This is a genomic window from Vibrio sp. La 4.2.2 (assembly GCF_027586995.1).
Classification (GTDB): domain Bacteria; phylum Pseudomonadota; class Gammaproteobacteria; order Enterobacterales; family Vibrionaceae; genus Vibrio; species Vibrio mediterranei.
The window spans coordinates 449719-476711 of the sequence record NZ_JAPPTJ010000004.1 but is presented as its reverse complement, the minus strand read 5'-3'; the positions used below and the strand labels follow the sequence as shown (position 1 = coordinate 476711).

The window sequence follows — 26993 nt, the reverse complement described above, 5'->3', positions numbered from 1 at the left end:
TTTTTAGGAGTCCAATTAGACACTTTTGACCAGATTGTCCGTGACAAATGCTCGGTTGCGAACCACAAACCATAATAGACCGCCCACAATGCCGATTGAGAGCTGAATCATACCTAAATTAGCGATGAGTGCGTCGGGACGCATAGAAACCAATAACATGCCCGCTGAGCCACAAATCATGGCAAAAAACTGAATCAATGCCACAGCGGAGCCGGTGTCTTTGTCTTGCTGATCAAGCATCAAGTTGGTACCAGGCACTCGCATCATAATAACCATTAGCGTCGCTGGAGCGGCTATTAATGCGAAGACCCAAGGCGCGGTAGAACCAATACTGAGCGTTAACACACCCATCAGTGCCAAAATAAAAAAGCACAAAGTAATCACTTTTTGTACTGAAATATGGCGGGATAACTTCATGTAAATAGAAGGGCCTAAAGAGGCGCACATCGCATTGAATGCGAAATAGTAACTGAACTCTTGCTCAGTCAGGCCAAAACCATTGATGTAAATGTACGAACCGGCAGCTAAGAAGGCCATAAGGGCCATGGGTGCGATTGAGAAAATACACAGCAACATCACGAATCTTGGATTCGTCATTACCACGCCAAGTCGAGTCCAAGAGCGAGCTAAAGAGCCTGTATACTGACTTTGCAGTGTTTCGCGGTAACACATGGCTAAGATGGAGGCAAACGCGCCAAATACTGCCAAGGTCACGAACATCATTCTCCATGAAGCGACTTTGAGAAGAAACGCACCGAGTACGGGAGCGACCATTGGCGCAATAATCACGAGCGACATGATAGTGGCCATAATTTTCTCGCGCTCACGTCCTTCGAACATATCTTTGACGATGGCGGTAGAGACGACAGTAATGGCACTGCCAGCAAACGCTTGTAGTACCCTTGAGCCAATGAGGTGCTCAATGCTTCCTGCCATCGCACAGGCAATACTAGCAAGCATGTAAGCACCGATACCTATCAATAAAATTGGCTTGCGACCAAATTTCTCACTTAGCGGCCCCCAGAATAGAAGACCAATCGCGTAAGTAACGAAATAGCTACTTAACGTGAGGTTTACCATTGATTCAGTGGTACTAAATATATCGACCATAGTAGGCAAAGCTGGCAGATAAAGGTCAATCGTTAATGGTGGAAATGCACTGATAATAACGAGAAAAAATAGAGTGCCTTTTTGCCCAAGGATGGGTTGTGTTGATTTCAAATGATTCTCCTGTGGGTGAAATTAGTAACTCAAGTTGTCGTTAACGCGTTCTAATAGCTGCTTCAGTGTGCTTGCTTCGGTCTGAGAAAACCCAGTTAGCATTTCCGTTATCATTTCCATTTCGACTTGGTCGAGGTGTTCTAGCAGCTTTTCCCCTTTTTGGCTGAGGTATAGTGCAACGGAGCGTCGGTCGTTAGGACAACTTTGTTTGATGATGAGATCTTGACGATGAAGCCTTGCGATAATTCTCGCAATTTGGGCTTTATCTCGGTTCATTGACTCGACTAACTTCTGCTGAGAGGCGCCGCCGAAGGCACGAATATCACTCATAGCTTTATGCTCAAGGGGGGAAAACTCGACTTTTTGACGGGTGATCTCCGCCACCATCTTGCCGCGGGTTTTCATTCGAATTTCACGTAAGGCGTGATTAATTGCTCGATAGTCTATTGTCATCAATGAAGGCCAATTAGTTGATCTAGTCAACCATTTTAGCTAATTAGTTGATTAGATCAACTAATTAGTCACAGTTTTGAGTTTTTGTTCTAAGAACAAAAATCATAGATGCTCAGTTTTTGCTCTTTAATATATTGAATTAAAAGTAGTTATTGGTGTAGTTCTATTGAATGGTGCACTTTGTTTGTTCATAAATTAGTCACAAAACTATCCCGAATTCGTCAAAAATCCACGCTCTAATATTCAATCAATAACTACTATTGACTGGAATGAAACTTATGGCCATGACCATGCCTGAACTGACGGTTGTATCGGATGCAGAAGAGTTTGCATCGCCGCAACTGGGTAGAAAAGTTCTTGAAACTCGCGCTTTGACTAAGTCTTACCAACAAGGAAAAGTGGTTCTAGATGGAATCAGCTTTGATCTTCACGCTGGTGAATTTGTTGCGGTAGTAGGCCGCTCTGGAGCGGGAAAGTCCACGTTGCTGCATACGTTGAATGGTACCATACCCGCGACCAGCGGCGAAATTCTTAATGTGCATAAAGACTTATCGACTGACAATGTACTATCGATGTCGAGAAAAGAAATCCGTGAGTGGCGTACTCACTGTGGCATGATTTTCCAAGATTTTTGCTTAGTGCCTCGTTTGGATGTGATTTCCAATGTCTTGCTTGGACGTTTGAGCCATACCTCGACGCTTAAATCGCTGCTTAAAATCTTCAGCGACCAAGACAAAGCTCAAGCTATCCAACTGCTTAAATGGCTCAACATGTTGCCGTACGCACTACAACGAGCAGAAAACCTCTCAGGGGGACAACAACAACGTGTGGCGATTTGCCGTGCGATGATGCAAAACCCCAAGATCCTGCTTGCCGACGAGCCAGTGGCCTCGTTAGACCCAAAAAATACCGTTCGCATTATGGAAGCGCTGCAAAAAGTCAGCTGTGACGGTGTTGCGGTAATGGTAAATCTTCACTCAATCGAACTGGTTCAGGAGTATTGTTCCCGCGTAATCGGTCTTGCCAAAGGTAAGGTGATTTACGACGGACATCCTTCTGGCCTCAATGATGATGTTTTACATCGTCTTTATGGCGATGAGATCGACCAAATCAACTAATCCAATCGGAAAACTGGACACAATAAATTTTAAGGACAAGTGATGAAAAAGCTTCTATCTATTGGTATCGCTGTTGCGTCTGCTATGACTTTTAACGCAAGTGCGGCTGCTCCAAGTGAAATCAATCTAGGTATTCTAGGTGGTCAAAATGCAGCAGACCAAATTGGTGATAACCAGTGCGTTGCTGATTTTCTCAATACCGAGCTTGGTGTAAAAACTAATATCCGCAACTCAAGTGACTACAATGCTGTGATTCAAGGTTTGTTAGGTGAGAAGATTGATCTGGTTATCAACATGTCACCAAAATCTTATGCTGAAATATATTTGAGCGACCCTAAAGCGGTAGATTTGGTGGGTATTACAGTAGATAACACCGATAACTCTCGCGGCTATCATTCGGTTATTTTGGTTAAAGAAGATAGCCCTTATCAGTCCATTGAAGACTTGAAAGGCAAAGTGTTCTCCTTCGCTGATCCAAATTCAACGTCAGGTTTCCTTATTCCAAACAACCAGTTAGAAAACACTCTGGGTGGAAATATGGATAATCAATTTGATGGTTTTTTCAAATCGGTCAACTTCTCTGGTGGACATGAGCAAGATATCGTTGGTGTTCTTAACGGTCAGTTTGATGCTGCGGTAACTTGGTCATCAATGGTGGGCGATGCAGATAAAGGGTATAGCGCTGGGGCGTTGCTACGTTATATGGACCACGACGCTGACCTAATGAAAAAAATCCGCATTATCTGGGAATCGCCACTTATCGCTAATGGCCCAACTATTGTTAGCAACCGCCTAGACCCTGATTTCAAAGATAAGCTTGTTGCTGCTGTGAAGAAACTGGACCGTGAAGACAACGCTTGCTTTAGCAAAGCGGCGGGTGGATCGCTTCACCTAGAAGAGACCAGTGTTGCTGAATACCAGTCAATCATCGACTTAGTTAAAGCGACTAAATTCGCTCAGCGTTAATCCCCCTCCTCCAATTAAAAGCTGGCAGGCGCTGCCAGCTTATTACTTCTACGGTCAATTTCATGCAGTTTGAACAATATTACCAACAGGCTCGTCGTAAGCAGAAGATGGATGCACTTATGTGGTCATCCATGTTTATGCTGCTTTATCTGCTTTCTGGGCACTATGCAGAGTTTAGCCTTTCAACCATTTTACATAACGCGCCTGCACTTTTTGATTATATCTACGACACACTTCCTCAGTTGTCATGGGATGTCTTATTCGCCAGTCGTGATGAGACTGGCCGTGCGGTTCCGGGTTCACTCATCTATTGGGGCTACCGACTACCGATTCAAATCCCTCTATTGTGGGAAACCATTAATGTTGCGATCGCCGCGACTCTAGTCTCATCAGTTATTGCGATTATCTTGGCATTTTTAGCCGCCAGTAATGGTTATGCGCCTGCATCTGTCAGAGTGGCTGTGCGTTCTTTTGTTGCCTTCTTGCGCACCATGCCGGAGCTTGCCTGGGCGGTGATGTTTGTGATGGCTTATGGTGTCGGAACGTTCCCAGGGTTCGTGGCACTGACACTGCATACGATAGGTAGCTTGACCAAGCTGTTTTATGAATCCATCGAGACCATTTCTGATAAGCCAGTTCGAGGTTTAACGGCGTGTGGTTCAACACCAGTCCAGCGACTACGTTTTGCCTTTTGGCCGCAGATTAAGCCAACAGTTCTGTCGTATATATTTCTTCGATTTGAAATCAATTTTCGCTCCTCGACCATTCTTGGCTTAGTTGGGGCGGGTGGTATTGGTCAAGAGTTGATGACGAACATTAGCTTGGGTCGACATGATCAGGTCAGCATCACGCTGTTGCTGATCATCATTGTCGTCGCGCTCATAGACATGACGTCTGGTGTGCTACGCAAAAAAGTCATCAGTGGAGATGTAAAATGACGGAACTAACGTTAGAGCAAATCAAACAAGAAAATAAAGCGATTTTCTCGCAACAAAAACGTTATTTAACCATTGTTGCAGTGCTTGCGAGCAGCGTTTTGGTGTATTACTTCTTGTTCTTTACGTTTTTTGGCGTGTCTTCAAAGCAGTTTGAAATGGGCAATAGCAAAATTATGAGCTATTTCCTGCATATGTTTGTATGGAGAGATTTTTGGGATTGGCCGTTTGCCTATTACTTTAAGCAAATAGCGATAACACTGGCGATTGTATTTGGCGGCACGTTAACGGCATCTCTTGTGGCGTTGCCTTTGTCATTTATGGCTGCTCGTAACGTGATGACGGGACCATTTCGCTTTATTGCTACCTTCATGCGCCGTGTGTTCGATGTTTTACGCGGAATTGATATGGCGATTTGGGGCATGATCTTTGTGCGTGCCGTGGGGTTAGGGCCTCTTGCTGGTGTAATGGCGGTATTCGTTCAAGATCTAGGGCTATTCGGGAAACTGTATGCAGAGAGTCACGAGTCAGCAGATAAGAAACCGTCACGTGGACTAACTGCGTTGGGCGCGAATAATCTGCAGAAACATCGCTTTGCCATCTTTACTCAGTCATTTCCGACTTTTCTTGCATTGACCTTGTATCAACTGGAATCAAATACTCGTTCTGCGGCGGTATTAGGTTTTGTTGGTGCTGGCGGTATCGGCTTAGTTTATGCGGAGAACATGCGCTTGTGGAACTGGGACGTAGTAACTTTTATTACGCTGGTTCTTGTCGCCATTATCATGGGGCTGGATAAGGTATCGAGTATTCTGAGACAGAAATACATTGTGGGAGAGAATGTCCCGCTGTATGAAAAGCGTTAGCAGAATAGTGAAGGGCTAGTCAGTCTAGGCTAGCCTTATAACTATGCCTCACATCTTTTATCTCATTCTTTATCCTTATATTTATTGATCATATTCATATTTGAACATCCGTTCATTTATTAATTGAGCGACCGTTCAAATATGATTATGAGTGATGCTCCTGTGTGCCTCGAGATATCTCAAAACTTTTTTCAACACCTGAGCGTTCTCAAGAGAATTTATTCGCTCTCCTGATGCTTCCTAGGTGCCTTAAAATGGCGATTTTGGCATGTTTTAACATGTTGTTTTTAATGGAGTTATTATTCTCGAACAATAGCGTTATCGATGTTAGTCTTTCGGCTCTACGAAGGAGTAACAGTATGAATATAAAAGATAAAGTCTACCGTCAGCATGACTTTTCTCGGCAAGATCTTTCTGGAGCCGTTTTTGAAAACTGTCAGTTTTTTCACTGTGACTTTGCTCGGGCAGATCTCACGGATGCAAGGTTTGAGCGTTGTAAATTCATCGAAACCTCGGACCTAGAAGGATGTCATTTTGACTATGCTAATCTGAAGGATGCCAGTTTTAATAATTGCCAGTTAGCCATGTGTAATTTTGAAGGAGCTGATTGTTTTGGCATAGAGCTACGTGAATGTGACTTGAAAGGGGCGAATTTCCAGCGTGCAAGATTTGCCAATCAAGTCAGTCACACTATGTATTTTTGTTCTGCGTATATCACGGGTTGTAACTTGTCTTATGCCAATCTAGAGCGACAGGTTTTAGAAAAGTGCGAGTTGTTTGAGAACCGTTGGATTGGGGCTAACTTAATGGGAGCGTCATTAAAAGAATCAGATCTCAGCCGCGGGGTATTCTCAGCGGACGCTTGGTCGCAGTTTCGGTTTCAAGGAGCGGATTTGTGTCATGTAGATCTTGAGGGGCTGGACCCCAGAAGAGTGGATCTCACCGGGGTAAAAATTTGCGACTGGCAACAAGAGCAGCTTTTAGAGCCACTGGGTTTGGTAGTTCTACCGGGCTAAGTGCTCTCGGTGCCTTTTCATCAGGTTTGGGGTTAATCATTACCCCAATTATCGGCTTCTATTTTTGCCAGTGCCTTCGCTGCTTTTTGTAGTGCAGGCAAGAACTTGATGGCTTCATCCGGTTTAACGCGAATAACCGGAGCCTGTATCGCTAAACCGAGGTTAGATTGCCCGGTTGGAGAGGGTACCAGAACCGCAATACACACCAAGCCAGGTAAGAATTCCTCATCATCGATAGCGAAACCTTGAATCTTTGCTTCCTCAATGTCTTTTTCCAATTCTGAGTATTCGGTGATGGTGTTCACGGTATATTGAGTAAGCGGAACGTTTTCAATCAGGCGTCTACGCTGTGACTTCGACATATGTGCGAGAAACAGTTTGCCTGTTGCAGAGCAGTGAACAGGAACACGCGAACCTGGATGTAAGTGGAAGCGAAGCGGGGCTTCTGTCTCTGCTCTATCGAGGTAAATGATTTCGCCACTGGAGAGCGCTGTCAGGTTACAGCTTTCGCCCACTTCGGCTCGTAGGTTCTCAAGAATCGTGCGGCGGGCACTGTGCATGGTGCTATTTAGCAACAAATTCTCGGCTAGCTTTCTCAAACGAATTCCGGAGCTATAGTGCTTTTCATCCCCATCTTTTTGAATGATGCCTGCGGCCTCTAACTGCTGCAGCATACGATGTAGGGTTGGCTTTGGTAATCCTGTTTCTTCTACTAATCCTTGAAGAGATATGAACTCGTCTTTTTGCGCTATCACCTCTAATAGTGCAAAAAGTCTGAGCGTAGGAGTATCTCCTTGAACTTGTGGTGTTTCTGTTGGCATAGAGTCATTCATCCTTGCGATACGTCGAAGTCTAAGATTGTACATTCCAATTTAGTATATATCCATTTTCTGAATAAAATTTGATCTTTTGTATTAGTGTTATTAACATGAAATAAAATTATGGAACAATATGTCTCGATAAATGGAGTTTGTTATATGAAGGCGATAGAAAGGATTGTCAACAAAGCTCACTTAGATCGTAAGAGGGTGGTGTTGAGTGAAGCAGAAGACCCTCGTGTGCTTACCGCTGCTCGCATGGCTGTCGATAAGCAATTGGCATACGTTACCTTAGTTGGTGACGAACAAACCATTGCAGAGGCTGCGGAGCGGTGTCATGTGAGTCTCGCTGGCATTCATATTGTTTCACCACAGAGTTCACCGCTTAAAGAAGTGTTAGCAGAGCGGTTATATCTGCTGCGTAAAGCAAAAGGTATGTCTTACAACGACGCGCTAGAACAAGTGCAAAACCCGCTTATTTTCGCCAACCTAATGGTCAGAGAAGGGCTAGGCGACGGTACTGTGAATGGTGCTGTGTACACTACTTCTGATGTGGTTCGTGCAGCGCTTCAAATCATCGGTCCTGCTCCAGATAGCGAGCTAGTATCGAGTTTCTTTTTAATGATGTTATGTGAGCCTTTTCATAACCTCAAAGGTGGTTTGATTTTTAGTGATTGCGGATTAGTCATTGATCCGAATGAAGCAGAGCTGGCGTCTATTGCGATTTCAGCTTCAGCCAGCGCCAAATCGCTATTAATGGAAGAACCTAAAGTTGCCATGTTGTCGTTTTCCACCAACGGCAGCGCTAAACATGAGTCCGTTGACAAAGTTCGCAATGCCGCACAACTTGTAAAGCAGCGCTGCCCTGACATCGCTGTTGACCAAGATGTACAGTTGGATGCGGCAATTGTTACTGAAATTGCTGCAAAGAAGCTGCCTGACTCACAAGTCAAGGGCAAATCAAATGTACTGATATTCCCCAATTTGGAAGCGGGAAACATAGGTTACAAGTTGGCGGAGCGATTAGGTGGTGCAGTAGCTATAGGACCGTTGTTGCAAGGGTTAAATCAGCCTGCGAATGACCTATCTAGGGGATGCAGCGCCGAGGATATTCTTCATGTTATTGCGGTTACTGCAGTGCAAGCCCAACAAGATCGAAACATCAAACACACTCCACCCGCTTCAATAAAAGAAGGGATAACCAACTAGGGAAACAAATGGAATTACTGACGTTACTCGCCATTCTTGCCACCATAGTCATTGGCACCTATTTTCAGACAGTAACTGGCTTTGGCCTTGGCATCATTGTCATTGGTTTGACGGTGAGCCTAAATCTGGTCGCTTTACCTGTGATTGCAGCGGTGGTGAGTATTGTTACCTTGTTCAATTGTTTGGTGGCATTGGTAGGTAAACCATTATCTGGTGATCTTAAAACCATGTTGGTTCTGGTAATTGGCATCATACCGGGTGTCGTTGCTGGAGTATTTTTGCTTGATCAACTCAGTGAATCGGCAACCAATATGTTGCGCGGTCTTCTTGGTGTCATGATTTTAGCGGCTGGGCTAAATTTCATGTTTAAGCCGAAAACGTTAACGCGGCGTTCTGCTGCAGCGTCTTTTCTATTTTCTGGCTTTGGTTCGGGGCTTACTGGCGGCCTATTTGGTATGGCGGGCCCACCGATTGTTTACCATCTTTATCGGCAGCCTTTTTCTATTGAATTAGTGCGCAGCACGCTGTTGATGGTCTTCGCTTGTACCTCGGCTTCGCGCACCGCTTACGTGTATTTCGACGGTAGCTTGAGTGTTAGTATCCTTTGGTTATCTGTCATTGCCGTTCCGCTGGTGGCTTTGGTCACTCTAATCGCTAGGCGTTATCCGCCTCCATTATCAAACGATCAGTTGAGAAAGACGGTGTTCGGTGTCTTGATGGTTATTGGAGGGTATTTAATGGGGGTATCTGCTTCGACGTTGGGTTGATTCTTAATTACATGGCTTGGCCGATATTGAACGGTGACGTTCAGATCACATTCAGTGAAGTTGCATTAGCCAAGCCTCATATCGGTCGTTACGATTTCGCCTAATGTATAGTGGTGTTTAGTTAGATTTAATATGTTGGACCTAAATAAGTATAAAGGAATCATCTTCGATTTAGATGGGACTCTAGTGAACTCTATGGTGGCACATGCTCGTGCTTGGAAGCAGACTTGTAATAAGTTTGATATTCCTTATGACAAAGAGTGGCTGGATCAACTCGGTGGAATGCCATCTAGGAAAGTCACACTCGAAATTTTAAAACGCTATAATTTGTCCATAGACCCACAGCTTATAACAACAGATAAAATTGCCAACTTTGAAGCCATTGAATACAAAGGCGACGTGATACCCACTATCTATACGATTCTTCGACAGCAGCACAAACTCAAAAAGATTGGTATAGGAACTGGTGCTCAAGCTAAGCACGCTCATGGTATTTTAGCTACCACAGATATTCCGTCATTGATCGACACGATAGTTACTTCTGATGATGTAGACAACCACAAGCCCAATCCTGATACTTTCCTAAAGGTAGCTGAGCAGTTAGATCTAGACCCAACAGATTGCGTTGTGTTCGAAGATACGTTGATTGGGCAATACGCGGCGATGGCTGCGGGCATGGACTGTTATATGGTTGAATCTGGTGAGATTACTGCATTTATTCCCGCATATTGAATATATGCTTATGTTTAACAGTAAGGTGCTCTTGATGGTGTAATAAAACAACAAATATCTTTGACTTTGATCACATACTGGCGCAAAATTGACCTTATATCACGCCAGTATGGGAATTAAGTATGAATGCTACAGTAATTAGTAACGAAAGCAGCCAAGCACCAATCAAACCTTCTTTTTTCAATGAAGTGTTTTTCTTTGCTAAGGCGAGCTTAGTGATGGCAGCGATTGTCCTTTTAGTGGCGTCTGCTTGGGTTTAATCTTCCCTGAGCACTTCTTTTGATGTCGGGGGTATATCCCCTCGCTATTCAGCCTGCTCTAATTTCAACCTTCTTGTTGTTTAATCCAATCTAATCCCGAGAGACACTTTCTGTGTTTCAGGGTTTATCACGCTTTTTCAGGCTAGACCAATACAAAGTGGTCATGACCAAGTAGGCGATTGCGGGTGCAATGTAGCTTGTGCTTAGTGATAATTCGTCAATCAATGTGGCTTGGGCGAAGGGCAAGATGACTCCCCCAATTGAGCACATGATCAAGATAGCAGCACCTTGTGAGCTATGTTTTCCCGAAGCCTGCAATGCTTGTGCATATATGATGGGGTAGAGCGTTGCATTACACAGCCCCACCAATAGTAATAGAAACCCTACCCAAGCCGCCTGTTCAAACAGTGCGGTCAAGCTAATCATTGTGGCAACAAGGCATGCGAGTGTGAATAAACCATGCCGATTGACCCTATGGCCGAATTTCGCGAATAGTAAGCGGCCAAGGAACATACCAACCCAATAAGCAGCAATTAACTGCGTCGCCAGAATAAGCCCTAAACCACCATACGACTCATCTGCAAGATAGGTAATAGTGAAGGTCCCAAAGCTGACTTCAACACCGATATAGAACAATAGTACCGTGGCAAGCGTCATAAACTCTCTATGGCTTAGCAAACAGAACAGACCTTTCCAAAACCCTGAGATCTGTTTTGGTTTGATATCAGGCAGCTCTATTTTGCTGAAAAACAGCAGAAGACCAAAGAAAAAGCCTGCGATCAGCAGAAACAGAATCGATACGTGAAGCGAGGTATCGGTAAACCCCAACGTCGTAGCAGTAACGATGATAGCGGTCAAAACTAAGGGCCCTAACACTGTTCCTACTGAGTTCGCTGCCGTAGCGATACTCTGCCTAACCACGCTTTTGTCTGGTGTCGAGAGTAGCGATACATAAGGTGAGCTCACCACTTGAATGGCAGAGATGCCTGACGCCATAAGTAGAATGCCGAGTAGGGTTGGGTAGAGTGACTCTGTTCTGACAAGATAAGCCATGACTAAGCAGCCCACTAAACACCAACAAAGGCAGTATTGCATGGTGGTTCGATAACCAAACTTCGCCATAACGAATGACGTTGGAAGCGAGACAGTCACTCGCGTGATAAAAAAGGCCATAGGAAATAACATGGCCATTTTATAGTCCAGAGCAAACGCATCTTTGTAGTAGGGAATAAGAGAATTACTTGAAACGGTAATCAAGCCCCAAATAAAAAATATCAGTGATAATAAGACAAGTGGGGCATCTTTTAGATGAAATGCTCTCATTGTGCCTCCTGTACCTATAAAAAAAGCAGAAGATATCCTTCTGCTTTTCGCCTCAATTAAGAAAATCTAGCTACGCACAAAGTTGATGTGATGAACATGGATATTGTATTTTTCAATGATGACTTTGGTGGCGAGCATACTCCTAATACGTGCATCGGAATCCAAAGCTTTTAGCATCGTCGCTTCGTCTTCATAACTGTGTTGCATCATCAGCAGCAAGTTCTTATGACTATCGGCTTCGATGGCTTCAGGTTTGTTGACAACGACGCCAAGGTTATTTGGAAAGGTGCGAATAATAGGCACCACTTCATTTTCCATATACTGATAGAAATCTTGTTTCTGTTCTTCGGTTAACTCGGCTTCAAAGAAAGCGGTGCGAATAATCGTCATAACGTTGTCCCCTTATAGCTCAAAACCAGATTGGTTAGCGATGGATTTGAGGGTCGCTTTGGCTTTAGTGATATCCTCGAACCAGTTGTCGTTTTGAGCCCACATCTCGATCACGAGAGGTCCGCGATAGTCTATATCAGCTAACGTCTTAAAAATCGAAGCGAAGTCGACTTGGCCTTCACCGATGACCAAGTCACGGAACTGACCATCACAGGTTTCTGAGACGCGTAGTGTATCTTTCAAGTGGACTTGAACCAGATGATCACGGCTTAATCTGAGCTCAGTGCACACATCGTGGTTCCAACCTGAAATATTGCCTACGTCGGGATAGGCCATAAAATAAGGGGACGGAATCTCACGTTTGAGCACTTCAAATTTGCTGAGCGAGTTTAGGTATGGAGTATCCATAATTTCCACACCGAGCATGATGCCCGCTCTTTCTGCTAGCTTGGTTGCTTGTTTCATGCCTTCAATAAAAAGGCGATGGGTTTCTGCCGATTGAGGTTCATAGTAAACATCATAGCCGGCCATCTGAATGCAGCGGATGCCAAGCTTGAAGGCCAGCGCAATCGCTTTTTCCATGATGACATGGGATTCTGCGCGAATGCTTTCGTCCATTGAACCAAATGGGAATTTGCGATGTGCACTCAAGCACATGGATTGCAAGGGCATTTCATGCTTTTCGCATAAGTGACGAAGTTGATAGATTTCTTCATCTGACCAATCTAAACGGGCGCGTCGCTCGTCTGTTTCGTCAACTGAGATTTCGACAAAGTCGAGCCCCGCTTGTTTGGCCTTAATTAAGCGTTCTTCCCAAGAAAGAGACGCTGGCATTGCTTTTTCGTAAATACCTAATCTGAATTTGTTTTGAGAGTTGAACATACTTTTTCCTTAAAAAAGTTGTTCCTCTATACGCGCGGTGATGTCTTGAATTTTACTGGCAATTTCTTCATAACCTAATGCTTTCATTTTTGGAGTTAGTGAAGAAACGCTGACGGCGTATACAGGGGTGTTGTTTTTGTCAAAAATAGGAACAGCCACACAAGAAATACCGGCTTCGTTTTCTTCATCATCTAAGGCATAGCCACGGGCTTTGATTTGATCAAGAACGCTGAAGAACTGAGATTTGTCCAGAATGGTATTCTCAGTTAATGGTTTCATTGTACTGACATTACGTTGCCAATAAGTTTCTCGTACCGCATCGGTGCTAAATGCGAGGTAACATTTCCCGGCAGCTGAGCAGTACATAGGAGAATGCAACCCAACATAGGTACGAGTTCGAAAGGCGGCGTTGACTGGCTCGAACTTGTCTTTAAAGATGATATTGTCAGCATCAAACGACAGAAAATTAACGGTTTCATTTACGTCGTTAAGTAGCTCTGATAGGAAAGGCTTAACCGCTCCTGTCACGTCAGAGTTAATCGCAGCATGACCGAGCTGTACCAGCTTCATAGTAAGACGATATTCTTTACCAGAACTCATTTGAGCAACGTATCCTGAGGCTTCAAATGTTGCCAAAATGCGATGGACTGAAGACTTATTAAAGCCAGTGCCCTCGGACACTTTTTGTAGAGAAATTCCGTTCGGATAGTTCCCTAGAAATTCAAGTACACTCAACGCTTTAGACAACGATTTAATTTGTTCACTCATATACGTGCTACCAATGTTTTCCTATTTCATTGTGAAAACTTTCTGCCACCTCACGACCATTGCTGCTAGCTAACGCTCGACCAGCAATAAATGACTTAACAGAAAGATTCTTAAACAAATGCAGATCGTCAGGCACAATACCACCAGTAATGGATAGTTCAATTCCTAAATTCGATAATTCCTGCATTTTGTCTAAATCTTGTTGGGTCCAATTGACACCAGCGAGCTCTGCGTCACGCGAGCGATGGTAAATAGCTTGGGTAATTCCCATTTCAACCCATGCCTTGGCGTCATCCAACGTCCAGTGTCCATATAACTCTATTTGCACTTCACCATTGAACTTATCGGTCACGTTTTTTGCTGAACGGATGGTTTCAATATGAGCTGCAGCGCTCACAGTGACCCAGTTAGCGCCAGCCTCCATCGCCAAACGCGCTAAAATGGCGCTTGCATCGGTTATTTTCATGTCGCAGACAACGGTATGATTTGGGTATTTTTCGCGGAGGACCTTTACACTGTCCACACCATGAGCGAACGCTAAAATAGTACCGACTTCAATGACATCAAGCTTGTCCGCAACATGTTCTATTGACATCAGAGCAGTATCGAGGTCGGTTGCGTCAAGTGCCATTTGCAGTAAAGGTTTAGGCATCGATTTCATCCTCAAATTGTTTGAATAACTGAACCAGTTTTTGGTAGTTGTGGTATTTCTTTTGGTAACGTGAATAGTTTTCTAAATTGGGTTCGATGCGAGACATCGAATTGGTCATACTTTTAGTGCACTCTTGAAGTGACGCAAACTCTCCTGAGCCAACCATAGCCATCATGGCCGCACCTAAAGAGCCAGTTTCATCCACATCAGAAATCTCTACTGTCATACCGGTTAGATCGGCTAACATTTGCATCCAGACGGGACTCATTGCTGGGCCGCCCGTTACCTTTAGTACGTTTGCTTTTGGAAAACGCTGACGCATCCGTTCAAGGTGCAGGTTGTGACAGAAAAGAATCCCTTCCCAGATCGCTTGAATTAAGTGTCCCTTACCGTGGTGAGACTGAAGACCATAAAAGCCGGATTTCAATCCTAAGCCTTGATTGGATCCATAAAGGAAAGGCACAAAGTAGACCGAGCTTGATGCTGGTGCTAGGGCTGCTACCAATGCTTGGTTTTGTGCATGGTCAAGCTCACCGCCGTCTCCAAGGTAATCGGCGAACCATTCGTAGTTGCCTGCGGAAGTCGGGCTAGCCTCATGAATAATGTATTCGTCGTCAATGGCGTAGTGACCATAGACAAAGTTATGACGCTCTCTAGTGACATGTTTTGAGATGCCAGAGGTGACTGCCCACGTGCCCATCACATAGTTGAGCGAGTCTTCGGATGAGTTAATGCCAGAACAGATCGCGGTTGAGACGACGTCGAAAAGCCCACCGAACACCGGAGTGCCTTCTGTAAGGCCTGTCTCTTTAGCGATCGCGGCGGTAATTTTTCCTGCTTGCTGCTGTGGTTTAACGATTGGGGGCAGGGCATCCCAAAGCTCTTCGATACCGAAGAGACTCAGCAGTGCTTTATCGTACTCACCAGTAATGGAGTTGAAGAGATTACTCTCTGACATATTGGTCAGTTCGGCGGCGACTTCTCCGGTGAGGCGATATCTCAAATAATCATGAGACATTAGCACGGCACCGATATTGCGGTAACGCTCAGCATCATTGTCTTTGATCCAGCGAAGAATGGACACTGGGTGTCCTGTCCAAAGCGTTTGCAAAGTCATTGGGTAAATGGTGTCGGCAATGCCTTGATCTAACCAATGTTTGACAATCGGTAACGAGCGCGAATCGGAAGACATGATGCCATAGCCTAAGTTTTCCCCTTGCTTGTCTAGCAGATACACTCCTTTGCCTTGCGCAGAAATACTTAGACCTTCGATACGGTTTGGGTCAACGTCAGTGGTTGCTAACAACTGTTGAATGACGTCAACTGCGTTTTGCCACAGCGCATTCAAATCACGTTCTACCCAACCTTGTTGATCGTTGATGACGCTTGCTGAAACGCGAGCGAGTCCACATTGGGTGCCTTTAGCGTCAAATAACGCGGCTTTCATAAAGGTGCCGCCAGAATCAATACCGATGTAATAGTTCATTATTTGGCTTCCAGTAGGTCGTTATGAATTTTCACCACAAGTTTCCTTACTGGTTGGTCATCATCATTTTGGATATTGGTAATGTGCACGATATTGGGTGTAAACAAGTAAAATTGGTTTGGGGTCGCGTGAATGAAGTTCAGAGCAATGCCGTCATGGTTGTAGAATTGCAGATCTCTTTGTTGCAAATAGGGCTCTGCGTTTGTGTGTTTTCCCGTATCGATTGACCATGCCATGGTCTCGCAGCCCTCTAATACGATTTGCAAATCAGAATGATATTTATGAACCTCAGGTTTGAAGTTCGCCAACGGTTCTTTGTGGTACTCCAGTACAACAAACCACGCTTTATCAGAGTCAAAACCAGGCAGTTCGTGACGACCTAAGGAGAGAGAGGCGTGATCTAGGCCATTTAAGTATTCCAAGACGTTTTGGATAACGACAGGATACGATTTGGTTATTGATGAGGTTTGAGTGTTTCCAACTAACATAAAGTTCTCGATTTCTATTAATGAGTATTGAGAAAAAGTTGCCCTAATAGCTGTGCCAAACCCTGCTTATCGTCATTGGTTTTTTCGGTGATAAGGTCGGCGGTGCTTTTCACGGTGTCGTCAGCGTTTTGCATGGCGATACCCATCCCCACGGTTTTCAACATCGAGATATCGTTGTGGTTGTCACCAACGGCCACACACTCATCAAGTTCGATGCCTAAGGGCAAAATATACTGACACAACGCATTACCTTTGCTATTGCCTGTTGCGGCAAAATCGACTCTGTCAATCCAAGAACGTTCACCATTAAAATGGTTTTTTATGAAAGGCAGTTTTGCAAAGCTATCTACTTCACCCTCGACGACAAACTTCCACACGTAGTCTGAGCGTTCTGCTTCAAGTTGAAAATCATCTACCTTTCGAATGTTCGGGCGCTCGTTTTCTGGGAATGTTTGTGACCAGGTAAGCAAAGCCTCCATATAGTCAATAGGACGTGTTCGTGAATAGAGCATGGCATTACGAACATACATCACCATTTTTAGATCATGTGCGTGTGATAGCGTGATGAACTGATAAGCTGTGTTTTTGTCGATGGCATTTTCTTGAATCACGGAGTTGTTTTGGTAGTCAAAGATATAGGTACCGTTGCAACAAATGATTGGCGTCGATAGACCGAGTTGGTCGTAGTATGGCTTCGCGGCGACATGGTGGCGACCTGTCACTATCACCACATGTGTGTTCACCGCGATTTGTTGTATGATTTCGATCAACTCTTCGCTGATAGTATGCTCTGAGTTAAGTACTGTCCCATCGAGGTCTAACGCCAATAATCTGTACATAGGATTACCCTTACTTCTGCCCGTAGTATGAATTTTTACCGTGCTTACGGTTGTAGTGTTTGTCGAGCAATTCGGGTTGAATGGCAACCTCTGGGCTGATAGCACGAGTTGCAGTTGCCATCGCTGCAATTTCCTCCATGACGACGGCATTGTGTACAGCGTCAGAACCATCTTTACCCCACGTAAATGGAGCGTGACCAGCTATGATGGCGCCAGGCATTGCTTGAGGGTCTATATCTCTTTGGTTGAACTCTTCAATGATGACGAGTCCAGTGTTTTTTTCGTAATCAGTCTCGATCTCTTCCTTACTAAGTAAACGTGTGCAAGGGACATCGCCATAAAAGTAGTCAGCATGAGTAGTGCCGAGTGCTGGGATATCTCGACCTGCTTGTGCCCAAATCGTCGCATTGCGTGAATGGGTATGAACAATTCCGCCGATGGTTGGGAAGGCTTTGTAAAGCTCAATGTGTGTTGCAGTATCGCTTGAAGGATTCAGACTGCCTTCGAGACGATTGCCTTCAAGATCGATAACGACAATATCGTCGACTGTCATAACGTCATATTCCACACCTGATGGTTTGATTGCAATCACGCCAAGTTCGCGATCAATTTCTGATACATTGCCCCAGGTGAAGGTTACAAGACCATATTTAGGTAGTTGTAAATTTGCAGCGAGTACGCGTTGCTTTAATTCTTGGTACATAAGTAAACTGCCGTTGTTCGTGTTTTAGGAAGAGGTTAAAAGAAGGGTTACTCAGATAAGCTCTAAGCAACCCTGACAATGGTTACTTAGCCGCTACCTTGATCTTGTTGATCATGGTGTCGCCATTTTTCTCGATATATGCACTCCAAACTGGTTGGATAGCTTGTTGGAATGCAGCGCCGTCAACATCACGGTTTACTTGCATACCCTGTGCTTCAAGCTCTGCAATCATCTCGTCTTCTTTCTCAATGCTGAGCTTGCGTTGCATCGCTACCGCTTCTGCTGAAACCTCTTCGATGATCTTTTGCTCTTCTGGGCTTAGGCCGTTGAACTTACGTAGGTTCATAGTTAGAACCAAGGGAGAATAAGCATGCTGAGTGAGGCTTAAGTATTTTTGTACTTCATTGAACTTGAACGAAAGCGTTACAGAAATTGGGTGGTCTTGAGAGTCGACAACGCCTGTTTCAAGTGCAGTATAAAGCTCAGATACTGGAAGTTGTTGTGGGTTAGCGCCAAGCTCGTTGAACATATCATTCAGTGCTTTAGAGCCGTTGACTCGCATTTGAAGGCCTTTTACGTCGGCTGGGGTGCGAATAGGCTTCTCATTATTGGTCATGTTGCGATAACCGTTTTCAGGGAACCCTAGACCTTTCAGGCCAAATTTCTCAAACTTCGCTAGAACTTCTTTGCCTGGTTCGCCATCAAGAACCTTATACGCAGTCTCGCGATTTGGGAACATGAACGGTAGGGTAAATGCTGCCGATTCAGGCATTAAACCGTTGTAGTTGTTTAGGCCAACCATAGCCAAATCCACTATCCCTGCGCGAGAACCGTCGATCATTTGCTTATCACTGCCTAGCTGACCTTGTGGATAGATGTTGACTTTAATGTCGCCGTTAGAACGTGCTTCTACTTCTTTTTTGAAGAACAACGACAAATCTTGTTGTAAATCAGATTCAGGTGCTGCATGTGCCAATTTCAGTGTTGTTGCAGCAAGTACGTTAGAGCTCATTGCGATAGTTGAAGCAAGTAACGTGAGTTTTAGTAGGGTTTTCATTATGATTTTCTCCGTCGAGGGTTAACCAATGACAAATGACATTGGCACAGTGATAATGCTTGGGAATATGACAAACAATGCGAGTAGGGCCATGTAAGCGCCAATGAAGGGCAATACACCTTTCACAGCAGTAGACATTGGCACTCTAGCTACACCACAAACTACGTTTAATACGGTGCCTACAGGAGGCGTAATCAAACCTATCGAACAGTTAATAACGAACAGTAGGCCGAAATAAGTTGGGTCAATGCCAGCCATTTTTATTACAGGCATTAATAGTGGAACGAGAATTAGAATAGTTGGGCTTAAGTCCATCACCATGCCTACACAAAGTACGAGTAGCATAATGACCGCCATTAGTAGACGAGGACTATCCACAAGTGGGCCTAACAGTTCTGCCAATTGCTGAGGGAGTTGAGCAACCGTAATCAGCCACGCTGCTACCATGGCACAACCGACCAAGAACATGACCATTGCCGTTGACCGACCTGCGTTGATGACGATGTCGTAGAACTTTTTAAGCGTCAGCTCTTTGTACACAAAGGTTGAGATGAAAATCGCGTACGCTGCCGCAACAACCGCTGCTTCCGTTGGAGTAAAGATACCGAAGCGAATGCCAACAATGATGATCACTGGTAGCAACAATGCCCATACACCATCTTTAAGCGCAGCTCGTTTCTCTGCTTTGGTTGCTTTCTCAGATGTTTCTAAGTTCTCTTTCCGAACTGTCATACGCCAAACGAACATCAATGTCAGACCCATTAATAGCCCTGGAACAATACCGCCAAGGAACAGGTTTTTGATAGAGATGCCGCCGGCAACACCCACTAAAATAAGCGGAATTGAAGGTGGAATAACGGGGGCGATGATGCCGCCTGATGCAAGCAAACCCATTGATGGAGCTTCTGGATATTTCGCCGCTTTCATCATTGGATAAAGGATACTCACTAACGCTGCCGCATCCGCTACAGCGGAGCCTGATAGGCCTGCCAGTAGAACCGAAGTCATGATGGCGACGTAACCTAAACCGCCTTGACGATGACCAACGTAAGTGGTGGCTAAACGAACTATGCGTTGTGACAAACCACCAGACGCCATAACTTCACCTGCAATGAGGAAGAATGGAATCGCGAGCAGTGTAAAGCTGTCTACACCATTAATTAAAGACTGCGCAAGAATGTCTGCACTAAAGAAGTCCATGTGAAGCATCAGTGCTATTGATGACAACAGCAAAGCAAACGCCACTGGAAGACCCAATAAGATTGAGACAATCAATACCGATAAGAAAATGGCTAGCGTCATTATTCTTTCTCCTCTTCTAAGCTATCTAGTTGCCAGTCTGGCTTGAAGATTCGCACAAACGCGATCACCCCCATAAGCACACCCGACACCACGCCAGCCAAGTAAAATAACGCTGAAGGAAGCCCCGTTAATTGAGAAATATCTGACCAGTTAGACATCATCTGACGGTAAGAACCGATGTAGAGCATGCCTACCGATACGAGTACTACTACCCAACAAAGTCGTCTTAATACGGGTACTGCTTTTGGAAATAGTCGTTCTGAAAACTCCGAGACAGCTAGGTGCTCACCTCGGCGCAGCACAACCGCGGCGCCGAGCATAACTACCCATACAAGACCAAGGCGAGATAGTTCTACAGAGGGACGAAGACCAGATGAAAAGCCGTAACGTAATACAACGTTGGTAAATACGAGAACAATCATGCAAGTCAGTATGACTGCCATGATGACGTCGATGCTTTTCCAAATACTCTTAAATACACTTTGCATAAAGCTTTCCCTACCTTAGGCGAATTACAGAGAAGTAATTTGATCCCATATGCCATCGTTGATTTCGATGCCACCGGCTGCTTCGTGTTTGTTGATAAAGTTCTGGATTTCAGAACCCGCGATCATTACAGAGCCGGTCTCTGCTGGCTCAGACGCAAGGACATAGTCGCGAATTCGCTTCATCTCTTCACCATAACGGCCCTCGTCCATGGTTTTACTGAGATCGATAGCGATCAGGAACTGAGAAACACCAAATTCGCCGCCCATATCTTCAGTTAAAGCTGGAACAGAGTGACCACCTGTGATTGCCGTTAACATCATGTCTAGAACAATGGCCATTGAAGAGCCTTTCCAGAACCCCATTGGTAGAAGACGTTTGTTTTCCCAAAGAACATGTGGGTCTTTGGTTAGTTCACCGTTGTCATCAAATCCGCCAACTACAGGCAGTTCTTTATCTGCCAGAACGAAATTCTGTAGTTGTCCGTAGGAGAATTGGGTCATTGAGCAATCAACAACTACTGGTGGATCACCTGCAATGGCCATTATCAATGGGTTAGAACCGACACGGTGATCTTTACCGCCCCAAGCTGGCATAACAGCAATAGAGTTAGTTGATGCGATACCTGCGAAGCCTTCGCGCGCCATTTTTAGTACATAAGCACCACCACGCATCCAGTGGTTGGAGTTACGCATACCGACCATGCCGATTCCATAGTCACGGGCTAGTTCCATTGCGCGCTCCGCGCAAATTAATCCGTTGAGTACACCTGGTCCAAAGTTACAGTCCCACTGCTCTAACGCTCCCATACTATTCACACACTCTGGCTCGGCATTAAGCTTGATTTGCCCTTTGTCTACTTGGTCAATGAACACTGGGAACCGGTTAATACCGTGTGAATACGTCCCTTCATTTGCCATCTCTACAAAACCTGCCGCTAGCTTAGTTGCCATCTCCGGTTTCATGTCGCGAGCTAAAAGAATTCGTTCATATTCTTGTTGTAGTTTTTCTGTGGATACCAATGGCATTTGAGCTCTCCGCTAAGTTAGATTCCATAATACGGAATTAATTATGCGAAAGATTCCAAAATAAAACTGTGAGCCAAGTTGAGAAAATTTCTGCTATTAAGTCTTTTGCCAATAACTGTTAACTGGTTAAAAAAAGGAATAAAAAGATTCTGAAATTCCGTAATGCGAAACAATTAATGTGTTCTAGATCGACGTTATGCAGTTTATTTTGATGAAAATAAGGATTTCGGGGAGAACTTTGGCAGAAGAGGTGGGACGTTTAAACCGTAGTTTTACGGCACGTTATAAAATTGAAGTGGGTTGGTTGAATTGAAAGTCGTGTTGGAGCAGCGACAAAGTCAGATCTTAGCTACCCCAATAGGTAATTCTTTGGGTGAGAGTTTTATGGGATATAGAGTGAACGGTTTTTTAGTAGCTATTATCTCAACATCCCAAACAGCTCTCGGCATAAACTAAACAAACAACTTTCTTGCACATCTAGGGTGATGTTGTTGCGATAGTAGGGGCTCAGGTCGACGCCCATGCCGACGCCGTAGATCTCGATGTTATTACGGTGGGATTCTCGCTCTATGGTTTGCTTTAGGTGGTTGTCTAGATAAAACTGATCATTGGCGGTGCTGGTGGCAGTGTCCATAGGGCAACCATCTGAGAAGATGATGAGGATTTTTCGTTGTGCCCCTTGTGATGTTAAACGTTGGGCGGCGAACTGGACGGCTTCTCCATCGATGCCCTCTTTAAAAATATCAGCCTTTCGCAAGCTGGCGATGCCGAGTCGAGCGCGTCGCCAATGTGTCTCAAAGTCTTTGAATACGATATGTTTAAGCTCGTTCAGACGGCCAGGGTGTTTTGGCTGGCCTTGCTGAAGCCATTGTCGATATACTTTTCCACCATTCCAGTTACCGGTCGTAAAACCAAGGATTTCGAAAGGGATATCGGCTAACCCTACCGATTTAAGCAAAGTATCCATCAACAAGCTCATTTTGTGACTGTGCTTTTGCATAGAACCAGAGCAGTCCATTAGAAAGGTAATTGCACATTGGTGGGAGGTGCCTAATTCTGGCTGTGAAAAGATGCTGCGTTCAAGAGGTGACGTAACCAGCTTCGTGAGAGTGTCGGCGTTGACTACCCCCTCTTCGAGATGGTCTTGGCGCTTATTGTGCTGAGGAATTTGTACAATACTAGACAAGATAGCGGCCAACCGGCGAGTGTTCACTTGCCTAGCCATCATGTCATCTGTGAGTTTTTGCCGCAGATCCAGTAGTAATGCTCGTCTAACCAAAGTGTCGGCTCTAACCTCTCTGTCAAACTCCCGACTAAACACTTGGTAATTTGATCCAGCCAATTGAAAAGCTTTACTGTTGCCAGTGATGTCTGCTTCGACGTCATGATCTTCAATATCGCCGTCTACAATCAAGGCAAGTTGCGCGAGGATTTTAATGTCTTCCTCTACTGTTGGTGTGGGCTGGTTGTTGGATTGTTCCTGCTCTTGTTTTATGAGTTCACTGGCTAGCGCGGCAAGCTCCTTAGCGTAAGCAGCATATAGTTGTTGATCGCAACGGTGTTTTTTAAGCTGAACTAAACAGGTGCCGATTATCGGCACGATCCCTGCGCGAGTAGATTCTATCGCTTCGGCGATAGGCTCTGAAACCGGCACGCCAATCATACGTGTGTAAATGATTTGCATAAGAGTGAAAAGAAGCATCCCGAGACGAGACTCGGTAAAGCCGTTTTGATGATACTGCTCACTCCAATAACTGAAATTAAATCGAGTGCTGGTCTGAATACCAGCTAAGTAAAGCGGGATTTGCGACTCGATACGCACTTGTTCGCAAAAGTCGAATAGGAGCCGTTCTACTTCATGACTTGGGCGCAGTGAGTAATGCAATTTTGCGTCAGAAATCAATAGTCGGAATGCTGAAGAGTCTATCTTTCCCTGCATCGCCATTTTACTTTTTGTTAACTCATGTCGAGAAACAAACGTGAGATCGTTAGTATGTGCTGAGAGAAAGTAGCAAGGTTGGTCGCCTTTATACAATCGCTCACCACGGTAGTTTAGCGTTGCATCACCGCTGATCGCGCGGGCAACAGAAACGCTTAGGTCAAGAATATTCTTCTGTCGAGACGACACATTAGCCATGGTTTGTCTGCTCCATAGTAGAGGAGGAGGAAGTGCTCGCAATCAAAGGTACGCCGAAGCATCGGAAGTAGTACTCGCTAACAAGTTGCTTTTCTTCTTCTTCACATCGATTTAGGAAGGACAGCCGGAACGCTGTTGCGACATCATTAAAGATTCGAATGTTCTCTGCCCAAGTCAGCACGGTCCTGGGGGACATAACGGTAGAAAGATCGCCTGCCATAAATCCATTGCGCGTCATTCCTGCTGTCGCAATCATTTGCTCGATGAGTGCTAAGCCAAGCTCATTATTAAGTTCCGGATTCTTGGATAACACGATATTAGCTTCGTGTTTAGGGTCGAGATAGTTCAGAGTCGCAATGATATTCCATCGATCTAGTTGGCTATGATTGAGTACTTGAGTACCGGAATACAAACCAGAGAAGTTGCCAAGACCTAGGGTGTTACAGGTAGCGAACAACCGGAAATAAGGATGCGGAGTGATGACACGGTTTTGCTCCAGAGACGTGTATTTGCCATCTTGCTCTAGTAATTGCTGAATCACAAACATCACGTCTGGTCGCCCTGCATCGTATTCGTCCAATACCAAAGCGATAGGTTGTTGGATACTTTGTGGCAGAATCCCTTCTTTAAATTCGGTCACTTGCATTCCATCTTTTATAACTATGCTGTCTTTGCCGATGAAATCTAATCGACTTAGATGACCGTCAAGGTTGATCCTCAAACAAGGCCAATTGAGTCGGGCTGCAACTTGTTCTATATGCGAAGACTTACCGGTACCGTGCGTACCTTGAATCAAAGTTCGGCGATTAGATGAGAAGCCAGCTAAGATGGCCAACGTTACTTCGGGATCAAAACAATAGTTGGGGTCGATTTGTGGAACGTATTCTCCAGCTTCCTCAAACGCCCACACTGTTAAGTCACTATCAATACCGAAGTACTCTCTAACGCTAACCTGTTTAGTCGGTACCCATTCCTTTTCTTTCATTGCTCATTCCCTCTATATAGCGTGCAAATTTCCGGTAACGGTTGGTAATGTTCATCGATTATGAACAGCGTAGCTTGAGTTAACGATACTTTTTGTACAAAAAACTATCAATAATGTGATCTAGTTTTATTAATTGGAATGAATTATTCCAATTTAAGATAAAAAATTGACGCGCAAAAATTCTACTACTAAGGTGAATGTGAATTTAAAAAAGAGACAATTCATTCCGAAAAATGAAATTTTAGTTCAACTCAAGGAGAAGGGAAGGATGAGCGAGCAAGAAAAACGCACGGTTGTTTCCGGCAATACAACGATGACACCATCAGAAGCGTTTGTTGAAACTATGGTCGCCAATGATGTTACTGACATGTTCGGCATCATGGGGTCAGCATTTATGGACGCAATGGACATCTTTGCTCCTGCTGGCATTCGATTAATTCCAGTGGTTCACGAGCAGGGCGCTGCTCATATGGCGGATGGTTACTCACGAGTATCTGGTCGTCATGGCGTGGTTATCGGACAAAACGGTCCGGGTATCAGTAACTGTGTTACTGCGATTGCAGCAGCTTATTGGGCACATAGCCCCGTGGTTATCGTCACGCCAGAAACCGGAACTAAAACAATGGGATTAGGTGGTTTCCAAGAGTGTAACCAGCTTCCTATGTTCCAAGAGTTCACTAAATATCAAGGTCATGTGACGCACCCAGACCGTATGGCGGAATACACGGGTCGTTGTTTTGACCGCGCGATGAGTGAGATGGGTCCAACGCAATTGAACATTCCGCGTGACTACTTTTATGGTGAGATTCAAACGGAAATTCCAAAACCTGCACGTTTAGATAGAGGGCCAGGTGGCGAAAAATCTCTGAATGAAGCCGCAGACCTTATTGCTGAAGCGAAGTTCCCAGTCATAATTTCTGGTGGTGGTGTGGTGATGGCAGATGCTGTCGAAGAATGTGCTGCATTAGCAGAAAGACTTGGTGCACCAGTTGTAAACAGCTACCTGCACAACGATTCCTTCCCAGCAAGCCACCCATTATGGTGTGGTCCTCTTGGATATCAAGGTTCAAAAGCAGCAATGAAGTTGATGGCGCAAGCAGACGTTGTTATTGCTCTTGGTACTCGTCTCGGTCCATTTGGTACTTTACCTCAGCATGGTATGGATTACTGGCCGAAAAACGCGAAGATCATCCAAATCGATGCAGACAACAAGATGCTTGGCTTGGTTAAGAAAATCTCCGTGGGCATCTGTGGCGATGCTAAAGCGGCAGCAGTTGCACTAACAGAGCGTCTGGAAGGTCGCGAACTGCTATGTGACGAAAATAAAGCGTCTCGCCAAGACACAGTCGCAACAGAAAAAGCACTCTGGGAGAAGGAACTGGATGAGTGGACGCACGAACGTGACCCATTCAGCCTAGATATGATTGAAGAAAACGCGCAAGAAACGCCGTTCTCCGGTGGTGAGTATCTCCACCCTCGCCAAGTGCTTCGTGAGTTGGAAAAGGCGATGCCAGAAGATGTCATGGTCTCTACCGACATTGGTAACATCAACTCGGTTGCTAACAGCTATCTGCGTTTTGAAAAGCCACGTAGCTTCTTTGCAGCAATGAGTTTTGGTAACTGTGGTTACGCATTCCCAACCATTATTGGTGCGAAGGCTGCTGCACCACATCGTCCAGCTATTTCTTATGCCGGTGACGGTGCGTGGGGAATGAGCCTGATGGAAACCATGACATGTGTTCGTCATAACATTCCTGTGACTGCAGTAGTATTCCACAACCGTCAGTGGGGCGCAGAGAAGAAAAACCAAGTGGATTTCTACAACCGCCGATTCGTTGCAGGCGAGTTAGATAACCAAAGTTTCGCGGAAATTGCACGTGCGATGGGCGCTGAAGGGATCACGGTTGATAAACTAGAAGATGTCGGCCCTACTCTTCAAAAAGCCATCGACATGCAGATGAACGAAGGCAAAACGACGGTTATTGAAATCATGTGTACACAAGAACTGGGCGACCCGTTCCGTCGTGATGCGCTATCAAAACCGGTTCGCTTCCTAGATAAATACAAAGACTACGTATAGGTCACGGGAAGACTGTCCGGCCAATG

The 26993-nt window shown here is 44.9% G+C and carries 28 protein-coding genes; 10 read left to right on the top strand and 18 right to left on the bottom strand.

From position 1 onward, the window contains the following. Window positions 1-15 precede the first annotated feature (15 nt). On the bottom strand, window positions 16-1221 hold the full coding sequence (locus OH456_RS11485; protein WP_270033488.1) for a multidrug effflux MFS transporter: 1206 nt from the start codon (window positions 1219-1221) through the stop codon (window positions 16-18). Window positions 1222-1242: 21 nt separating this feature from the next. Continuing rightward, window positions 1243-1674: a MarR family winged helix-turn-helix transcriptional regulator gene (locus OH456_RS11480; protein ID WP_270033487.1), complete on the bottom strand. Its 432-nt coding sequence runs from the start codon at window positions 1672-1674 to the stop codon at window positions 1243-1245. Between the two features lie 278 nt (window positions 1675-1952). Here OH456_RS11480 and phnC point away from each other — a divergent pair, with 278 nt between their 5' ends. The 5 genes from phnC to OH456_RS11455 all read left to right on the top strand — a co-directional run bounded on the left by phnC (window position 1953) and on the right by OH456_RS11455 (window position 6575). After that, on the top strand, window positions 1953-2792 hold the full coding sequence (gene phnC, locus OH456_RS11475; RefSeq protein WP_216610700.1) for a phosphonate ABC transporter ATP-binding protein: 840 nt from the start codon (window positions 1953-1955) through the stop codon (window positions 2790-2792). A 42-nt stretch (window positions 2793-2834) separates the two neighbouring features. Further along, window positions 2835-3758 carry a phosphonate ABC transporter substrate-binding protein gene (gene phnD, locus OH456_RS11470; protein ID WP_270033486.1) on the top strand — a complete coding sequence of 308 codons (924 nt, stop codon included), beginning with the start codon at window positions 2835-2837 and terminating at the stop codon, window positions 3756-3758. 62 nt (window positions 3759-3820) lie between these two features. After that, window positions 3821-4696: a phosphonate ABC transporter, permease protein PhnE gene (phnE, locus tag OH456_RS11465; RefSeq protein ID WP_062456353.1), complete on the top strand. Its 876-nt coding sequence runs from the start codon at window positions 3821-3823 to the stop codon at window positions 4694-4696. Beyond that, window positions 4693-5559, top strand: coding sequence for a phosphonate ABC transporter, permease protein PhnE (gene phnE / locus OH456_RS11460; protein ID WP_006069813.1), 867 nt, complete (start codon window positions 4693-4695; stop codon window positions 5557-5559). Before phnE (OH456_RS11465) ends, phnE (OH456_RS11460) begins: the two co-directional genes overlap by 4 nt. A 359-nt stretch (window positions 5560-5918) precedes the next feature. Beyond that, a complete protein-coding gene (locus OH456_RS11455; RefSeq protein WP_171389387.1) occupies window positions 5919-6575 on the top strand; it encodes a Qnr family pentapeptide repeat protein in 657 nt (218 codons plus the stop codon). 32 nt (window positions 6576-6607) lie between these two features. On the opposite strand, the gene OH456_RS11450 is transcribed toward OH456_RS11455, so the two are convergent. Then, window positions 6608-7396: an IclR family transcriptional regulator gene (locus OH456_RS11450; RefSeq protein ID WP_006069816.1), complete on the bottom strand. Its 789-nt coding sequence runs from the start codon at window positions 7394-7396 to the stop codon at window positions 6608-6610. A 156-nt stretch (window positions 7397-7552) separates the two neighbouring features. On the opposite strand from OH456_RS11450, the gene pta reads away from it, so the two are divergent. The 4 genes from pta to OH456_RS11430 all read left to right on the top strand — a co-directional run bounded on the left by pta (window position 7553) and on the right by OH456_RS11430 (window position 10361). Next, window positions 7553-8602: a phosphate acetyltransferase gene (gene pta / locus OH456_RS11445; protein WP_270033485.1), complete on the top strand. Its 1050-nt coding sequence runs from the start codon at window positions 7553-7555 to the stop codon at window positions 8600-8602. Between the two features lie 8 nt (window positions 8603-8610). Next, the gene (locus tag OH456_RS11440; protein WP_270033484.1) at window positions 8611-9369 is read left to right on the top strand and encodes a sulfite exporter TauE/SafE family protein; all 759 of its coding nucleotides are present in this window, start codon (window positions 8611-8613) and stop codon (window positions 9367-9369) included. Window positions 9370-9501: 132 nt separating this feature from the next. Next, on the top strand, window positions 9502-10101 hold the full coding sequence (locus OH456_RS11435) for a beta-phosphoglucomutase family hydrolase (protein ID WP_124941559.1): 600 nt from the start codon (window positions 9502-9504) through the stop codon (window positions 10099-10101). Between the two features lie 122 nt (window positions 10102-10223). Next, a complete protein-coding gene (locus OH456_RS11430) occupies window positions 10224-10361 on the top strand; it encodes a hypothetical protein (protein WP_173670901.1) in 138 nt (45 codons plus the stop codon). Window positions 10362-10478: 117 nt separating this feature from the next. On the opposite strand, the gene OH456_RS11425 is transcribed toward OH456_RS11430, so the two are convergent. The 15 genes from OH456_RS11425 to OH456_RS11355 form a co-directional block, all read right to left on the bottom strand. After that, entirely contained in the window at window positions 10479-11684 is a 1206-nt protein-coding gene (locus OH456_RS11425; protein WP_124941558.1) for an MFS transporter, read from the bottom strand. A 66-nt stretch (window positions 11685-11750) separates the two neighbouring features. Next, window positions 11751-12074: a hypothetical protein gene (locus OH456_RS11420; RefSeq protein WP_124941557.1), complete on the bottom strand. Its 324-nt coding sequence runs from the start codon at window positions 12072-12074 to the stop codon at window positions 11751-11753. A gap of 12 nt (window positions 12075-12086) precedes the next feature. Then, complete coding sequence (locus tag OH456_RS11415; protein ID WP_270033483.1) at window positions 12087-12956, bottom strand: L-ribulose-5-phosphate 3-epimerase; 870 nt, start codon at window positions 12954-12956, stop codon at window positions 12087-12089. Window positions 12957-12965: 9 nt separating this feature from the next. Beyond that, entirely contained in the window at window positions 12966-13724 is a 759-nt protein-coding gene (locus tag OH456_RS11410) for an IclR family transcriptional regulator (RefSeq protein ID WP_088877872.1), read from the bottom strand. 7 nt (window positions 13725-13731) lie between these two features. After that, window positions 13732-14376 carry a 3-keto-L-gulonate-6-phosphate decarboxylase UlaD gene (locus OH456_RS11405; RefSeq protein ID WP_198559270.1) on the bottom strand — a complete coding sequence of 215 codons (645 nt, stop codon included), beginning with the start codon at window positions 14374-14376 and terminating at the stop codon, window positions 13732-13734. After that, the gene (locus OH456_RS11400; protein WP_124941555.1) at window positions 14369-15862 is read right to left on the bottom strand and encodes an FGGY-family carbohydrate kinase; all 1494 of its coding nucleotides are present in this window, start codon (window positions 15860-15862) and stop codon (window positions 14369-14371) included. The genes OH456_RS11405 and OH456_RS11400 overlap by 8 nt, the downstream gene beginning before the upstream one ends. Further along, window positions 15862-16350, bottom strand: coding sequence for a YhcH/YjgK/YiaL family protein (locus tag OH456_RS11395; RefSeq protein ID WP_124941554.1), 489 nt, complete (start codon window positions 16348-16350; stop codon window positions 15862-15864). Before OH456_RS11395 ends, OH456_RS11400 begins: the two co-directional genes overlap by 1 nt. A 17-nt stretch (window positions 16351-16367) precedes the next feature. Next, on the bottom strand, window positions 16368-17189 hold the full coding sequence (locus OH456_RS11390) for a Cof-type HAD-IIB family hydrolase (protein WP_252039293.1): 822 nt from the start codon (window positions 17187-17189) through the stop codon (window positions 16368-16370). A 10-nt stretch (window positions 17190-17199) separates the two neighbouring features. Beyond that, entirely contained in the window at window positions 17200-17892 is a 693-nt protein-coding gene (locus OH456_RS11385; RefSeq protein ID WP_088877877.1) for an L-ribulose-5-phosphate 4-epimerase, read from the bottom strand. Between the two features lie 82 nt (window positions 17893-17974). Next, entirely contained in the window at window positions 17975-18949 is a 975-nt protein-coding gene (locus tag OH456_RS11380; RefSeq protein ID WP_088877878.1) for a TRAP transporter substrate-binding protein, read from the bottom strand. Window positions 18950-18970: 21 nt separating this feature from the next. Next, on the bottom strand, window positions 18971-20251 hold the full coding sequence (locus OH456_RS11375) for a TRAP transporter large permease subunit (protein ID WP_088877879.1): 1281 nt from the start codon (window positions 20249-20251) through the stop codon (window positions 18971-18973). Next, window positions 20251-20739, bottom strand: a complete 489-nt coding sequence (locus OH456_RS11370; protein ID WP_063602943.1) for a TRAP transporter small permease — start codon at window positions 20737-20739, stop codon at window positions 20251-20253. The genes OH456_RS11375 and OH456_RS11370 overlap by 1 nt, the downstream gene beginning before the upstream one ends. A 24-nt stretch (window positions 20740-20763) precedes the next feature. Continuing rightward, complete coding sequence (gene yiaK, locus OH456_RS11365; protein WP_088877880.1) at window positions 20764-21765, bottom strand: 3-dehydro-L-gulonate 2-dehydrogenase; 1002 nt, start codon at window positions 21763-21765, stop codon at window positions 20764-20766. 418 nt (window positions 21766-22183) lie between these two features. Beyond that, window positions 22184-23902: a cobaltochelatase CobT-related protein gene (locus tag OH456_RS11360; protein ID WP_270033482.1), complete on the bottom strand. Its 1719-nt coding sequence runs from the start codon at window positions 23900-23902 to the stop codon at window positions 22184-22186. Further along, window positions 23895-24887 carry an AAA family ATPase gene (locus OH456_RS11355; protein WP_270033481.1) on the bottom strand — a complete coding sequence of 331 codons (993 nt, stop codon included), beginning with the start codon at window positions 24885-24887 and terminating at the stop codon, window positions 23895-23897. The genes OH456_RS11360 and OH456_RS11355 overlap by 8 nt, the downstream gene beginning before the upstream one ends. 268 nt (window positions 24888-25155) lie before the next feature. Here OH456_RS11355 and xsc point away from each other — a divergent pair, with 268 nt between their 5' ends. Beyond that, on the top strand, window positions 25156-26967 hold the full coding sequence (gene xsc / locus OH456_RS11350; protein ID WP_006069821.1) for a sulfoacetaldehyde acetyltransferase: 1812 nt from the start codon (window positions 25156-25158) through the stop codon (window positions 26965-26967). Window positions 26968-26993 lie beyond the last annotated feature (26 nt).